This window comes from Citrobacter freundii complex sp. CFNIH9, assembly GCF_002903305.1.
Classification (GTDB): domain Bacteria; phylum Pseudomonadota; class Gammaproteobacteria; order Enterobacterales; family Enterobacteriaceae; genus Citrobacter; species Citrobacter portucalensis.
In genome coordinates this window covers 4,831,600-4,846,145 of sequence record NZ_CP026238.1, presented here as the reverse complement: position 1 = coordinate 4,846,145, position 14,546 = coordinate 4,831,600, and the positions used below count along the sequence as shown (strand labels likewise).

The following is a 14,546-nucleotide window of genomic DNA, read 5'->3' as shown; positions in this document are numbered from 1 at the left end:
GGTACGCAATGGCACGCACATTTCAGTTAATTTGGACAATGGGCAGGAGGGTAACACCAGATGGGGGGGAATAATAAGAAAAAATCATCCTCTGAAATGCAATGTGACGGGTATTCCAGATGTATAAAGATGTGCTTTCTCTCTATCAAAGCGTACCTGCCGGAGCAAAATTCCTCCCAGAGGAGGCACCTGACGTTGGAAATTTGTCCAATCCAAAGAGGAAATAGATTATTTATCGGTCGTATAGTGCAAAATGTGAGCGATAGAACATTTTATGCAATTTTTTAGTTGCATGAGTGCGCATGTCTCCATAAAATGCGCGCTACTTGATGCCGACTTAGCTCAGTAGGTAGAGCAACTGACTTGTAATCAGTAGGTCACCAGTTCGATTCCGGTAGTCGGCACCATCAAGTCCGGTGGGGTTCCCGAGCGGCCAAAGGGAGCAGACTGTAAATCTGCCGTCACAGACTTCGAAGGTTCGAATCCTTCCCCCACCACCACTTTCTGGCAGCGTTATCGCCGCCTGAGTTGATTAAAAAATTAATCAGCTCGAACAGAAAAGAGAGAAATCTCTTTTTTGTTGCAGAAAGAACTGGGTAGCCGAGTTTCAGGATGCGGGCATCGTATAATGGCTATTACCTCAGCCTTCCAAGCTGATGATGCGGGTTCGATTCCCGCTGCCCGCTCCAGACGTGCTGATATGGCTCAGTTGGTAGAGCGCACCCTTGGTAAGGGTGAGGTCCCCAGTTCGACTCTGGGTATCAGCACCACTTCACTTCTCCTTCCCGTTTCTCTCTGTTTACTTTTAAAAGCATTCAACAGCTCAGGTATATTGCCTGGTTGATGTGGTGATATCACCGATTTATCCGTGTCTTAGAGGGACAATCGATGTCTAAAGAAAAATTTGAACGTACTAAACCGCACGTTAACGTCGGTACTATCGGCCACGTTGACCATGGTAAAACAACGCTGACCGCTGCAATCACTACCGTTCTGGCTAAAACCTACGGCGGTGCTGCTCGCGCATTCGACCAGATCGATAACGCGCCGGAAGAAAAAGCTCGTGGTATCACCATCAACACTTCTCACGTTGAATATGACACCCCGACTCGCCACTACGCACACGTAGACTGCCCGGGCCACGCCGACTATGTTAAAAACATGATCACCGGTGCTGCGCAGATGGACGGCGCGATCCTGGTTGTTGCTGCGACTGACGGCCCGATGCCGCAGACTCGTGAGCACATCCTGCTGGGTCGTCAGGTAGGCGTTCCGTACATCATCGTGTTCCTGAACAAATGCGACATGGTTGATGACGAAGAGCTGCTGGAACTGGTAGAAATGGAAGTTCGTGAACTTCTGTCTCAGTACGATTTCCCGGGTGACGACACTCCGATCGTTCGTGGTTCTGCTCTGAAAGCGCTGGAAGGCGAAGCAGAGTGGGAAGCGAAAATCATCGAACTGGCTGGCTTCCTGGATTCTTACATCCCAGAACCAGAGCGTGCGATTGACAAGCCGTTCCTGCTGCCTATCGAAGACGTATTCTCCATCTCCGGTCGTGGTACCGTTGTTACCGGTCGTGTAGAGCGCGGTATCATCAAAGTTGGTGAAGAAGTTGAAATCGTTGGTATCAAAGAGACTGCTAAGTCTACCTGTACTGGCGTTGAAATGTTCCGCAAACTGCTGGACGAAGGCCGTGCTGGTGAGAACGTTGGTGTTCTGCTGCGTGGTATCAAACGTGAAGAAATCGAACGTGGTCAGGTACTGGCTAAGCCGGGCTCTATCAAGCCGCACACCAAGTTCGAATCTGAAGTGTACATTCTGTCCAAAGACGAAGGCGGCCGTCATACTCCGTTCTTCAAAGGCTACCGTCCGCAGTTCTACTTCCGTACTACTGACGTGACTGGTACCATCGAACTGCCAGAAGGCGTAGAGATGGTAATGCCGGGCGACAACATCAAAATGGTTGTTACCCTGATCCACCCAATCGCGATGGACGACGGTCTGCGTTTCGCAATCCGTGAAGGCGGCCGTACTGTTGGTGCGGGCGTTGTTGCCAAAGTAATGAGCTAATTGCCGAATAACATTTGACGCAATGCGCAATAAAAGGGCATCATTTGATGCCCTTTTTGCACGCTTTCACACCAGAACCTGGCTCATCAGTGATTTTTTTTGTCATAATCATTGCTGAGACAGGCTCTGAAGAGGGCGTTTAGTCCGAAACGCACCAGAGCATTTCGGTTTGGATCGCCTCGCTTACGCGGGGTGAAAATGTTTGTAGAATACTTCTGACAGGTTGGTTTATGAGTGCGAATACCGAAGCTCAAGGAAGCGGGCGCGGCCTGGAAGCGATGAAGTGGGTTGTTGTCGCTGTATTGCTGCTTGTAGCTATCGTTGGCAACTACCTCTATCGTGACATGATGCTGCCGCTGCGTGCGCTGGCCGTAGTGATTCTGATTGCCGCAGCGGGTGGTGTCGCGCTGTTGACAACAAAAGGTAAAGCGACCGTTGCTTTTGCCCGTGAAGCGAGAACCGAAGTCCGTAAGGTCATTTGGCCAACTCGCCAGGAAACATTGCACACCACATTAATTGTGGCTGCGGTTACCGCAGTAATGTCACTGATCCTGTGGGGACTGGATGGTATTCTGGTTCGCCTGGTATCCTTTATCACTGGCCTGAGGTTCTAAGATGTCTGAAGCCCCTAAAAAGCGCTGGTACGTCGTTCAGGCGTTTTCCGGTTTTGAAGGCCGCGTAGCCACGTCGCTGCGCGAATATATCAAGTTACAAAATATGGAAGAGCTGTTTGGCGAAGTCATGGTGCCGACCGAAGAAGTGGTCGAAATCCGTGGTGGCCAGCGTCGCAAGAGCGAACGTAAATTCTTCCCGGGCTATGTACTGGTCCAGATGGTGATGAATGACGCAAGCTGGCACCTGGTGCGCAGCGTGCCGCGTGTGATGGGCTTTATCGGCGGTACATCTGACCGTCCGGCGCCGATCAGCGACAAAGAAGTTGATGCGATCATGAACCGTCTGCAGCAGGTTGGCGATAAACCGCGTCCGAAAACGATGTTTGAGCCAGGTGAAATGGTTCGCGTTAGTGACGGTCCATTTGCTGACTTTAACGGCGTGGTTGAAGAAGTGGACTACGAGAAGTCCCGCCTGAAAGTCTCTGTTTCTATCTTCGGTCGTGCGACCCCGGTAGAACTGGACTTTGCCCAGGTAGAAAAAGCCTAAACAGCGATCAAAAAAGCGGCGATTTAATCGTTGCACAAGGCGCGAGATTGGAATACAATTTCGCGCCTTTTGTTTTTATGGGCCCTGTCCGTAAAACGAATTTAATCACGGGGAGCCTCCTTGAGGCGCTATAACCCAACTAGAGGAATTTAGAATGGCTAAGAAAGTCCAGGCCTACGTCAAGCTGCAGGTTGCAGCTGGTATGGCTAACCCGAGTCCGCCGGTAGGTCCAGCACTGGGTCAACAAGGCGTGAACATCATGGAATTCTGCAAAGCGTTCAACGCAAAAACTGATTCCATGGAAAAAGGTCTGCCGATCCCGGTTGTTATCACCGTTTACGCTGACCGTTCTTTCACTTTCGTTACCAAAACGCCTCCGGCAGCAGTTCTGCTGAAGAAAGCGGCTGGTATCAAGTCTGGTTCCGGCAAGCCGAACAAAGACAAAGTGGGTAAAATTTCCCGCGCTCAGCTGCAGGAAATCGCGCAGACCAAAGCTGCCGACATGACTGGTTCCGACATTGAAGCGATGACTCGCTCCATTGAAGGTACTGCACGTTCCATGGGCCTGGTAGTGGAGGACTAAGAAATGGCTAAACTGACCAAGCGTATGCGCGTGATCCGTGACAAAGTTGATGCAACTAAACAGTACGACATCAACGAAGCTATTGCTCTGCTGAAAGAGCTGGCCACTGCTAAATTCGTAGAAAGCGTAGACGTTGCCGTTAACCTCGGCATCGACGCTCGTAAATCTGACCAGAACGTACGTGGTGCAACTGTACTGCCGCACGGTACTGGCCGTTCCGTTCGCGTAGCCGTATTTGCCCAGGGCGCAAACGCTGAAGCTGCTAAAGCTGCAGGCGCTGAGCTGGTAGGTATGGAAGATCTGGCTGACCAGATCAAGAAAGGCGAAATGAACTTTGACGTTGTTATTGCTTCCCCGGATGCAATGCGCGTTGTTGGCCAGCTGGGTCAGGTTCTGGGCCCGCGCGGCCTGATGCCAAACCCGAAAGTTGGTACTGTAACCCCTAACGTTGCTGAAGCAGTTAAGAACGCTAAAGCAGGTCAGGTTCGTTACCGTAACGACAAAAACGGCATCATCCACACCACCATCGGTAAAGTAGATTTTGACGCTGACAAACTGAAAGAAAACCTGGAATCTCTGCTGGTTGCGCTGAAAAAAGCGAAACCGACTCAGGCTAAAGGCGTGTACATCAAGAAAGTTAGCATCTCCACCACCATGGGTGCTGGTGTTGCCGTTGATCAGTCCGGTCTGACTGCGACTGTGGCGAACTAATATTCGCCTTTACGTGGGCGGTGATTTTGTCTACAATCTTACCCCCACGTTTCTGCTAATTGCAGACGTATATCCGAGATATTCAGGCTGTGGCAAGGCGACAACTGAGTGAGTCGCCAGGAGCATAGTTAACTATGTGACTGGTGTGAACGAAGGCAGTCAACGCCGTCACAGATTGAATAGCGACAGATAGACAAGATTTGTTCGTTGGAGCCTGGCCTATCCAGGCCTCCGTCGAAGACCGCAGGTGTTTCGTAAGAAACTTAATGCCCTGCGTAGACGGTGACAGAACGCTAAGATTATTTCTGATACTCTGGCTTGTTTCTGCTCACCGTATTTAGACGCTCTTTCCGTTGGGGAGAGTGAAGTGAGTTCCGGAACATGAGTTCCGGCAAACATCCAGGAGCAAAGCTAATGGCTTTAAATCTTCAAGACAAACAAGCGATTGTTGCTGAAGTCAGCGAAGTAGCCAAAGGCGCGCTGTCTGCAGTAGTTGCGGATTCCCGTGGCGTAACTGTAGATAAAATGACTGAACTGCGTAAAGCAGGTCGTGAAGCTGGCGTATACATGCGTGTTGTTCGTAACACCCTGCTGCGCCGCGTCGTTGAAGGTACTCAGTTCGAGTGCCTGAAAGACACGTTTGTTGGTCCGACCCTGATTGCATACTCTATGGAACACCCGGGCGCTGCTGCTCGTCTGTTCAAAGAGTTCGCGAAAGCGAATGCAAAATTTGAGGTCAAAGCCGCAGCCTTTGAAGGTGAATTGATCCCGGCATCGCAAATCGATCGCCTGGCAACTCTGCCGACCTACGAAGAAGCAATTGCACGCCTGATGGCAACCATGAAAGAAGCTTCGGCTGGCAAACTGGTTCGTACTCTGGCTGCTGTACGCGATGCGAAAGAAGCTGCTTAATCGCAGTTATCTTTCTCAAGCATCTGCTTACGTATAAACTTATTCTGATTTTCAGGAACAATTTAAATGTCTATCACTAAAGATCAAATCATTGAAGCAGTATCCGCTATGTCCGTAATGGACGTTGTAGAACTGATCTCTGCAATGGAAGAAAAATTCGGTGTTTCCGCTGCTGCTGCTGTAGCTGTAGCTGCTGGCCCTGCTGAAGCTGCTGAAGAAAAAACTGAATTCGACGTAATTCTGAAAGCTGCTGGCGCTAACAAAGTTGCTGTAATCAAAGCAGTACGTGGCGCAACTGGCCTGGGTCTGAAAGAAGCTAAAGACCTGGTAGAATCTGCTCCGGCTGCCCTGAAAGAAGGCATCAGCAAAGACGACGCAGAAGCACTGAAAAAATCTCTGGAAGAAGCTGGCGCTGAAGTTGAAGTTAAATAAGCCAACTTTTCTGGTTGCAGCCTAAGAAATTAGGCTGGTGGCTGGTGACTTTTTAGTCACCAGCCTTTTTGCGCTGTAAGGCGCCAGTAGCATTTCACACTGTTTGACTACTGCTGTGCCTTTCAATGCTTGTTTCTATCGACGTCTTAATATACTGCGACAGAGCATCAGTTCTGTGTAAATCGCAATGAAATGGTTTAAGCGTGATAGCAACAGGCATTGCGGAAAGTATTCGATTTTCCGGTCAACAAAATAGTGTTGCACAAACTGTCCCTTCGTCGGACAGATGGGTCGACTTGTCAGCGAGCTGAGGAACCCTAATGGTTTACTCCTATACCGAGAAAAAACGTATTCGTAAGGATTTTGGTAAACGTCCACAAGTGTTGGACATACCTTATCTCCTTTCTATCCAGCTTGACTCGTTTCAGAAGTTCATCGAGCAAGATCCTGAAGGGCAGTATGGTCTGGAAGCAGCTTTCCGTTCCGTTTTCCCGATTCAGAGCTACAGCGGTAATTCCGAGCTGCAATACGTCAGCTACCGCCTTGGCGAACCGGTGTTTGACGTTCAGGAATGTCAGATCCGTGGCGTGACCTATTCCGCACCGCTGCGCGTAAAACTGCGTCTGGTGATCTACGAGCGCGAAGCGCCGGAAGGCACCGTAAAAGACATTAAAGAACAAGAAGTCTACATGGGCGAAATTCCGCTCATGACTGACAACGGTACCTTTGTAATCAATGGTACTGAGCGTGTTATCGTTTCTCAGCTGCACCGTAGTCCTGGCGTCTTCTTTGACTCCGACAAAGGTAAAACCCACTCTTCGGGTAAAGTGCTGTATAACGCGCGCATCATCCCTTACCGTGGTTCCTGGCTGGACTTCGAATTCGATCCGAAGGACAACCTGTTCGTACGTATTGACCGTCGCCGTAAACTGCCTGCGACCATTATTCTGCGTGCACTGAACTACACCACTGAGCAGATCCTTGACCTGTTCTTTGAAAAAGTTGTTTTCGAAATTCGCGACAACAAGCTGCAGATGGAACTGGTGCCGGAACGCCTGCGTGGTGAAACCGCTTCCTTTGACATTGAAGCTAACGGCAAAGTCTACGTCGAAAAAGGCCGTCGCATCACTGCGCGCCACATTCGCCAACTGGAAAAAGACGATATCAAACATATCGAAGTTCCGGTTGAATACATTGCTGGTAAAGTTGCGGCTAAAGACTACGTTGACGAATCTACTGGCGAGCTGATCTGCGCAGCTAACATGGAGCTGAGCCTGGATCTGCTGGCTAAGCTGAGCCAGTCTGGTCACAAGCGTATCGAAACGCTGTTCACTAACGATCTGGATCACGGTCCGTACATTTCTGAAACTGTACGTGTTGACCCAACCAACGATCGTCTGAGCGCACTGGTAGAAATCTACCGCATGATGCGTCCTGGTGAGCCGCCGACTCGTGAAGCTGCTGAAAGCCTGTTCGAGAACCTGTTCTTCTCCGAAGACCGCTATGACCTGTCTGCGGTTGGTCGTATGAAGTTCAACCGTTCTCTGCTGCGCGACGAAATCGAAGGTTCCGGTATCCTGAGCAAAGACGACATCATCGAAGTGATGAAGAAGCTCATCGATATCCGTAACGGTAAAGGCGAAGTCGATGATATCGACCACCTCGGCAACCGTCGTATCCGTTCCGTAGGCGAAATGGCGGAAAACCAGTTCCGCGTTGGCCTGGTACGTGTTGAGCGTGCGGTGAAAGAGCGTCTGTCTCTGGGCGATCTGGATACCCTGATGCCTCAGGATATGATCAACGCCAAGCCGATTTCTGCAGCAGTGAAAGAGTTCTTTGGTTCCAGCCAGCTGTCTCAGTTTATGGACCAGAACAACCCGCTGTCTGAGATTACGCACAAACGTCGTATCTCCGCACTCGGCCCAGGCGGTCTGACCCGTGAACGCGCAGGCTTCGAAGTTCGAGACGTACACCCGACTCACTACGGTCGCGTATGTCCAATCGAAACGCCTGAAGGTCCGAACATCGGTCTGATCAACTCCCTGTCCGTGTATGCACAGACTAACGAATACGGCTTCCTCGAGACTCCGTATCGTAAAGTGACCGACGGTGTTGTAACTGACGAAATTCATTACCTGTCTGCTATCGAAGAAGGCAACTACGTTATCGCTCAGGCGAACTCCAACCTGGATGACGAAGGCCACTTTGTAGAAGATCTGGTTACCTGCCGTAGCAAAGGCGAATCCAGCTTGTTCAGCCGCGACCAGGTTGACTACATGGACGTATCCACCCAGCAGGTGGTATCCGTCGGTGCGTCCCTGATCCCGTTCCTGGAACACGATGACGCCAACCGTGCATTGATGGGTGCGAACATGCAACGTCAGGCGGTTCCGACTCTGCGCGCTGATAAGCCGCTGGTTGGTACCGGTATGGAACGTGCTGTTGCCGTTGACTCCGGTGTTACTGCAGTTGCTAAACGTGGCGGTACTGTTCAGTACGTGGATGCTTCCCGTATCGTTATCAAAGTTAACGAAGACGAGATGTACCCGGGCGAAGCAGGTATCGACATTTATAACCTGACCAAATACACCCGTTCTAACCAGAACACCTGTATCAACCAGATGCCTTGCGTATCTCTGGGCGAGCCGGTTGAACGTGGTGATGTGCTGGCAGACGGTCCGTCCACCGACCTCGGTGAACTGGCTCTGGGTCAGAACATGCGCGTGGCATTCATGCCATGGAATGGTTACAACTTCGAAGACTCCATCCTCGTATCCGAGCGTGTTGTCCAGGAAGACCGTTTCACCACCATCCATATTCAGGAACTGGCATGTGTGTCCCGTGACACCAAGCTGGGGCCAGAAGAGATCACCGCTGACATCCCGAACGTGGGTGAAGCTGCGCTCTCCAAACTGGATGAATCCGGTATCGTTTATATCGGTGCGGAAGTGACCGGTGGCGACATTCTGGTTGGTAAGGTAACACCGAAAGGTGAAACCCAGCTGACGCCAGAAGAGAAGCTGCTGCGTGCGATCTTCGGTGAGAAAGCGTCTGACGTTAAAGACTCTTCTCTGCGCGTGCCAAACGGTGTTTCCGGTACGATTATCGACGTTCAGGTCTTTACTCGCGATGGCGTAGAAAAAGACAAACGTGCGCTGGAAATCGAAGAGATGCAGCTGAAGCAGGCGAAAAAAGACCTGTCTGAAGAACTGCAGATCCTCGAAGCTGGCCTGTTCAGCCGTATCTACGCTGTGCTGGTTTCCGGTGGTGTTGAAGCTGAGAAGCTCGACAAACTGCCGCGCGACCGCTGGTTAGAACTCGGCCTGACCGACGAAGAGAAACAGAATCAGCTGGAACAACTGGCTGAGCAGTACGACGAACTGAAACACGAATTCGAGAAAAAACTCGAAGCGAAACGCCGTAAAATCACTCAGGGCGACGATCTGGCACCGGGTGTGCTGAAGATTGTTAAGGTGTATCTGGCGGTTAAACGTCGGATCCAGCCTGGTGATAAGATGGCAGGTCGTCACGGTAACAAGGGTGTAATCTCTAAGATCAACCCGATCGAAGATATGCCACACGATGCTAACGGTACGCCGGTAGATATCGTACTGAACCCGCTGGGCGTACCATCGCGTATGAACATCGGTCAGATCCTTGAAACCCACTTGGGTATGGCTGCAAAAGGTATCGGCGATAAGATCAACGCCATGCTGAAACAGCAGCAGGAAGTCGCGAAACTGCGCGAATTCATCCAGCGTGCTTACGATCTGGGTTCAGATGTTCGTCAGAAAGTTGACCTGAATACCTTCAGCGATGAAGAAGTTCTGCGTCTGGCTGAAAACCTGAAAAAAGGTATGCCGATCGCAACGCCGGTATTCGACGGTGCGAAAGAGTCTGAAATCAAGGAACTGTTACAGCTGGGTGGCCTGCCGACTTCCGGTCAGATCACACTGTTCGACGGTCGTACCGGTGAGCAGTTCGAGCGCCAGGTTACCGTTGGCTATATGTACATGCTGAAACTGAACCACTTGGTTGATGACAAGATGCATGCGCGTTCTACCGGTTCTTACAGCCTGGTTACTCAGCAGCCGCTGGGTGGTAAGGCGCAGTTCGGTGGTCAGCGCTTCGGGGAGATGGAAGTGTGGGCGCTGGAAGCATATGGCGCAGCATACACCCTGCAGGAAATGCTCACCGTTAAGTCTGATGACGTGAACGGTCGTACTAAGATGTATAAAAACATCGTGGACGGCAACCATCAGATGGAACCAGGCATGCCGGAATCCTTCAACGTACTGTTGAAAGAGATTCGTTCGCTGGGTATCAACATCGAGCTGGAAGACGAGTAACTCTCGATCAAACAGGTCACTGGTGCTGGCGTAACAGCCAGCGCCAGATTGTGCTAACTCCGACGGGAGCAAATCCGTGAAAGATTTATTAAAGTTTCTGAAAGCGCAGACTAAAACCGAAGAGTTTGATGCGATCAAAATTGCTCTGGCCTCGCCAGACATGATCCGTTCATGGTCTTTCGGTGAAGTTAAGAAGCCGGAAACCATTAACTACCGTACGTTCAAACCTGAACGTGACGGCCTTTTCTGCGCCCGTATCTTTGGGCCGGTAAAAGACTATGAGTGCCTGTGCGGTAAGTACAAGCGCCTGAAACACCGTGGTGTGATCTGTGAGAAGTGCGGCGTTGAAGTGACCCAGACCAAAGTACGCCGTGAGCGTATGGGCCACATCGAGCTGGCGTCTCCGACCGCTCACATCTGGTTCCTGAAATCGCTGCCGTCCCGTATCGGTCTGCTGCTTGATATGCCGCTGCGCGATATCGAGCGCGTGCTGTACTTCGAATCTTATGTAGTTATCGAAGGCGGTATGACTAACCTGGAACGTCAACAGATCCTGACTGAAGAGCAGTATCTGGACGCGCTGGAAGAATTCGGTGACGAATTCGACGCGAAGATGGGTGCGGAAGCTATCCAGGCTCTGCTGAAAAGCATGGATCTGGAGCAAGAGTGTGAAACTCTGCGCGAAGAGCTGAACGAAACCAACTCTGAAACCAAGCGTAAGAAGCTGACCAAGCGTATCAAACTGCTGGAAGCCTTCGTACAGTCTGGCAACAAGCCAGAGTGGATGATCCTGACCGTTCTGCCGGTTCTGCCGCCAGATCTGCGTCCGCTGGTTCCGCTGGATGGTGGTCGTTTCGCAACGTCGGATCTGAACGATCTGTATCGTCGCGTTATCAACCGTAACAACCGTCTGAAGCGTCTGCTGGATCTGGCTGCGCCGGACATCATCGTACGCAACGAAAAACGTATGCTGCAGGAAGCGGTTGACGCCCTGCTGGATAACGGTCGTCGCGGTCGTGCGATCACCGGTTCTAACAAACGTCCTCTGAAATCTTTGGCCGACATGATCAAAGGTAAGCAGGGTCGTTTCCGTCAGAACCTGCTCGGTAAGCGTGTTGACTACTCCGGTCGTTCTGTAATCACCGTAGGTCCATACCTGCGTCTGCATCAGTGCGGTCTGCCGAAGAAAATGGCACTGGAACTGTTCAAACCGTTCATCTACGGCAAGCTGGAACTGCGTGGCCTGGCCACCACCATCAAAGCCGCTAAGAAAATGGTTGAGCGTGAAGAAGCTGTCGTTTGGGATATCCTGGACGAAGTTATCCGCGAACACCCGGTACTGCTGAACCGTGCACCAACACTGCACCGTCTGGGTATCCAGGCATTTGAACCGGTACTGATCGAAGGTAAAGCTATCCAGCTGCACCCGCTGGTTTGTGCGGCATATAACGCCGACTTCGATGGTGACCAGATGGCTGTTCACGTACCGCTGACGCTGGAAGCCCAGCTCGAAGCGCGTGCGCTGATGATGTCTACCAACAACATCCTGTCTCCAGCGAACGGCGAACCTATCATCGTTCCGTCTCAGGACGTTGTATTGGGTCTGTACTACATGACCCGTGACTGTGTTAACGCCAAAGGCGAAGGCATGGTGCTGACTGGCCCGAAAGAAGCTGAGCGTATCTATCGCGCAGGTCTGGCCTCTCTGCATGCGCGCGTTAAAGTGCGTATCACCGAATACGAAAAAGATGAAAACGGCGAATTCGTTGCGAAAACCAGCCTGAAAGACACGACCGTTGGCCGTGCTATTCTGTGGATGATCGTACCGAAAGGTCTGCCTTTCTCCATCGTCAACCAGGCGCTGGGCAAGAAAGCTATCTCCAAAATGCTGAACACCTGTTACCGCATTCTGGGCCTGAAGCCGACCGTTATCTTCGCTGACCAGACAATGTACACCGGCTTTGCATATGCAGCGCGTTCAGGTGCATCTGTTGGTATTGATGACATGGTCATCCCAGAGAAGAAACACGAGATCATCTCTGAAGCGGAAGCTGAAGTTGCTGAGATCCAGGAGCAGTTCCAGTCTGGTCTGGTAACCGCAGGCGAACGCTATAACAAAGTTATCGATATCTGGGCTGCGGCGAACGATCGTGTATCCAAAGCGATGATGGATAACCTGCAAACCGAAACCGTTATTAACCGTGACGGCGTAGAAGAGCAGCAGGTTTCCTTCAACAGCATTTACATGATGGCCGACTCCGGTGCGCGTGGTTCTGCAGCACAGATTCGTCAGCTGGCCGGTATGCGTGGTCTGATGGCGAAGCCAGATGGCTCCATCATCGAAACGCCAATCACCGCGAACTTCCGTGAAGGTCTGAACGTACTCCAGTACTTCATCTCTACTCACGGTGCTCGTAAAGGTCTGGCGGATACCGCACTGAAAACAGCGAACTCCGGTTATCTGACTCGTCGTCTGGTTGACGTCGCGCAGGACCTGGTTGTTACTGAAGACGATTGCGGCACTCTGGAAGGCATCACCATGACCCCGGTTATCGAGGGTGGTGATGTTAAAGAGCCGCTGCGCGATCGCGTTCTGGGTCGTGTAACTGCTGAAGACGTTCTGAAGCCGGGTACGGCGGATATTCTGGTTCCACGCAACACGCTGCTGCACGAACAGTGGTGTGATCTGCTGGAAGAGAACTCCGTTGACTCCGTTAAAGTCCGTTCCGTTGTATCTTGTGACACCGACTTTGGTGTATGTGCGCACTGCTACGGTCGTGACCTGGCGCGTGGCCACATCATCAACAAAGGTGAAGCAATCGGCGTTATCGCGGCACAGTCCATCGGTGAGCCGGGTACACAGCTGACGATGCGTACGTTCCACATCGGTGGTGCGGCATCTCGTGCGGCTGCTGAATCCAGCATCCAGGTGAAAAACAAAGGTAGCATCCGTCTGAGCAACGCGAAGTCGGTTGTGAACTCCAGCGGTAAACTGGTTATCACTTCACGTAACACCGAACTGAAACTGATCGACGAATTCGGCCGTACCAAAGAAAGCTATAAAGTGCCTTACGGCTCCGTTATGGCGAAAGGTGATGGCGAACAGGTTGCTGGCGGCGAAACCGTAGCAAACTGGGATCCGCACACCATGCCGGTTATCACCGAAGTGAGTGGTTTCGTCCGCTTCACTGACATGATCGACGGCCAGACCATTACTCGTCAGACCGACGAGCTGACCGGTCTGTCTTCTCTGGTGGTTCTGGATTCTGCAGAGCGTACTGCGGGTGGTAAAGACCTGCGTCCGGCACTGAAAATTGTTGATGCTCAGGGCAACGACGTTCTGATCCCAGGCACCGATATGCCTGCTCAGTACTTCCTGCCGGGTAAAGCGATTGTTCAGCTGGAAGATGGCGTACAGATCAGCTCTGGTGACACCCTGGCGCGTGTTCCGCAGGAATCCGGCGGTACCAAGGATATCACCGGTGGTCTGCCGCGCGTTGCGGACCTGTTCGAAGCACGTCGTCCGAAAGAGCCGGCAATCCTGGCTGAAATCAGCGGCATCATTTCCTTCGGTAAAGAAACCAAAGGTAAACGTCGTCTGGTTATCACCCCGGTAGACGGTAGCGAACCGTACGAAGAGATGATTCCGAAATGGCGTCAGCTCAACGTGTTCGAAGGTGAACGTGTAGAACGTGGTGACGTGGTTTCCGACGGTCCGGAAGCGCCGCACGACATCCTGCGTCTGCGTGGTGTGCATGCTGTAACTCGTTACATCGTTAACGAAGTTCAGGACGTATACCGTCTGCAGGGTGTTAAGATTAACGATAAACACATCGAAGTTATCGTTCGTCAGATGCTGCGTAAAGCCACCATCGAAAGCGCTGGTAGCTCCGACTTCCTGGAAGGCGAGCAGGTTGAATACTCCCGCGTCAAGATCGCAAACCGCGAGCTGGAAGCGAACGGCAAAGTGGGTGCAACGTTCTCCCGCGATCTGCTGGGTATCACCAAAGCGTCTCTGGCAACCGAGTCCTTCATCTCTGCAGCATCGTTCCAGGAAACCACGCGTGTCCTGACCGAAGCAGCTGTTGCAGGTAAACGTGATGAACTGCGCGGTCTGAAAGAGAACGTCATCGTGGGTCGTCTGATCCCGGCAGGTACTGGTTATGCGTACCACCAGGATCGTATGCGCCGTCGCGCAGCGGGCGAACTGCCAGCTGCACCGCAGGTAACTGCTGAAGATGCGTCTGCCAGCCTGGCAGAACTGCTGAACGCAGGCCTGGGCGGTTCTGACAACGATTAATCGTTGCCGACCATAATAAAAAACC

At 51.8% G+C, this 14,546-nt stretch carries 9 protein-coding genes, 4 tRNA genes and 1 pseudogene; 13 read left to right on the top strand and 1 reads right to left on the bottom strand.

Going from position 1 to position 14,546, the window contains the following annotated elements; all coding sequences use genetic code 11:
• Positions 1-231: 231 nt before the first annotated feature.
• Positions 232-312, bottom strand: a pseudogene (locus C2U43_RS29880) (hypothetical protein); the annotation flags it as partial.
• A 19-nt stretch (positions 313-331) separates the two neighbouring features.
• Here C2U43_RS29880 and C2U43_RS24455 point away from each other — a divergent pair.
• The 13 genes from C2U43_RS24455 (at position 332) to rpoC (ending at position 14,521) form a co-directional block, all read left to right on the top strand.
• Positions 332-407: transfer RNA gene (locus tag C2U43_RS24455), tRNA-Thr, on the top strand.
• An 8-nt stretch (positions 408-415) separates the two neighbouring features.
• Positions 416-500 (top strand) — tRNA-Tyr (locus tag C2U43_RS24450).
• Positions 501-614: 114 nt separating this feature from the next.
• Positions 615-689: transfer RNA gene (locus tag C2U43_RS24445), tRNA-Gly, on the top strand.
• Between the two features lie 5 nt (positions 690-694).
• Positions 695-770 (top strand) — tRNA-Thr (locus C2U43_RS24440).
• Positions 771-888: 118 nt separating this feature from the next.
• On the top strand, positions 889-2,073 hold the full coding sequence (gene tuf / locus C2U43_RS24435; protein WP_003031109.1) for an elongation factor Tu: 1,185 nt from the start codon (positions 889-891) through the stop codon (positions 2,071-2,073).
• 230 nt (positions 2,074-2,303) lie between these two features.
• Positions 2,304-2,687, top strand: coding sequence for a preprotein translocase subunit SecE (gene secE / locus C2U43_RS24430; RefSeq protein WP_003033128.1), 384 nt, complete (start codon positions 2,304-2,306; stop codon positions 2,685-2,687).
• A 1-nt stretch (position 2,688) separates the two neighbouring features.
• Positions 2,689-3,234: a transcription termination/antitermination protein NusG gene (gene nusG / locus C2U43_RS24425; protein WP_003033125.1), complete on the top strand. Its 546-nt coding sequence runs from the start codon at positions 2,689-2,691 to the stop codon at positions 3,232-3,234.
• 154 nt (positions 3,235-3,388) lie between these two features.
• Entirely contained in the window at positions 3,389-3,817 is a 429-nt protein-coding gene (rplK, locus tag C2U43_RS24420) for a 50S ribosomal protein L11 (protein ID WP_003033122.1), read from the top strand.
• Positions 3,818-3,820: 3 nt separating this feature from the next.
• Entirely contained in the window at positions 3,821-4,528 is a 708-nt protein-coding gene (rplA, locus tag C2U43_RS24415) for a 50S ribosomal protein L1 (protein ID WP_003033119.1), read from the top strand.
• 414 nt (positions 4,529-4,942) lie between these two features.
• Positions 4,943-5,440, top strand: coding sequence for a 50S ribosomal protein L10 (gene rplJ / locus C2U43_RS24405; protein WP_001207203.1), 498 nt, complete (start codon positions 4,943-4,945; stop codon positions 5,438-5,440).
• A 66-nt stretch (positions 5,441-5,506) separates the two neighbouring features.
• Positions 5,507-5,872: a 50S ribosomal protein L7/L12 gene (gene rplL, locus C2U43_RS24400; protein WP_003033114.1), complete on the top strand. Its 366-nt coding sequence runs from the start codon at positions 5,507-5,509 to the stop codon at positions 5,870-5,872.
• 320 nt (positions 5,873-6,192) lie between these two features.
• A complete protein-coding gene (rpoB, locus tag C2U43_RS24395; RefSeq protein ID WP_003033111.1) occupies positions 6,193-10,221 on the top strand; it encodes a DNA-directed RNA polymerase subunit beta in 4,029 nt (1,342 codons plus the stop codon).
• A 76-nt stretch (positions 10,222-10,297) separates the two neighbouring features.
• Complete coding sequence (gene rpoC / locus C2U43_RS24390; RefSeq protein ID WP_003826919.1) at positions 10,298-14,521, top strand: DNA-directed RNA polymerase subunit beta'; 4,224 nt, start codon at positions 10,298-10,300, stop codon at positions 14,519-14,521.
• Positions 14,522-14,546: the final 25 nt, after the last annotated feature.

Bases quoted from the DNA above. Each gene is read 5' to 3' on its own strand.
- rplJ (WP_001207203.1), top strand. From the start codon at position 4,943: ATGGCTTTAAATCTTCAAGACAAACAAGCGATTGTTGCTGAAGTCAGC.
- rplK (WP_003033122.1), top strand. From the start codon at position 3,389: ATGGCTAAGAAAGTCCAGGCCTACGTCAAGCTGCAGGTTGCAGCTGGT.
- rplA (WP_003033119.1), top strand. From the start codon at position 3,821: ATGGCTAAACTGACCAAGCGTATGCGCGTGATCCGTGACAAAGTTGAT.
- rpoB (WP_003033111.1), top strand. From the start codon at position 6,193: ATGGTTTACTCCTATACCGAGAAAAAACGTATTCGTAAGGATTTTGGT.
- nusG (WP_003033125.1), top strand. From the start codon at position 2,689: ATGTCTGAAGCCCCTAAAAAGCGCTGGTACGTCGTTCAGGCGTTTTCC.
- secE (WP_003033128.1), top strand. From the start codon at position 2,304: ATGAGTGCGAATACCGAAGCTCAAGGAAGCGGGCGCGGCCTGGAAGCG.
- tuf (WP_003031109.1), top strand. From the start codon at position 889: ATGTCTAAAGAAAAATTTGAACGTACTAAACCGCACGTTAACGTCGGT.
- rplL (WP_003033114.1), top strand. From the start codon at position 5,507: ATGTCTATCACTAAAGATCAAATCATTGAAGCAGTATCCGCTATGTCC.